General features: G+C 66.5%; 1 protein-coding gene. It reads left to right on the top strand.

The window, feature by feature from the left end; genetic code table 11:
* Positions 1-239, top strand: a 239-nt coding sequence (locus SB786_RS37545) for a LysR substrate-binding domain-containing protein (protein ID WP_410731753.1), incomplete at both ends; no start/stop codon positions are given.

The raw sequence follows: 239 nt of genomic DNA, 5'->3' as shown, positions 1-239 counted from the left end.
GCATCGTCTATCAGCGCGGCCAGGACGTGCTCGCGGCGCACGCGCAGTTGCAGGCCGAACTCGCCGATCTCGGTACGCTCGGGCGCGGCGAACTCACCATCGGCATTCCGCCGATGGGCGGGTCGCTGTTCACGCCCGCGATCGCGGCGTTCCGTCAACGCTATCCGAAGATCGAACTGAAGCTGTTCGAGCAGGGTTCGCGCGCGATCGAGGCGGCGCTGATTTCGGGCGAACTCGAA

Origin of the sequence: Burkholderia sp. SIMBA_062 (genome assembly GCF_046534765.1) — a bacterium.
In the GTDB taxonomy this organism is placed as follows: Bacteria; Pseudomonadota; Gammaproteobacteria; order Burkholderiales; family Burkholderiaceae; genus Burkholderia; species Burkholderia ambifaria.
This window is presented reverse-complemented; position numbering and strand designations above follow the sequence as displayed.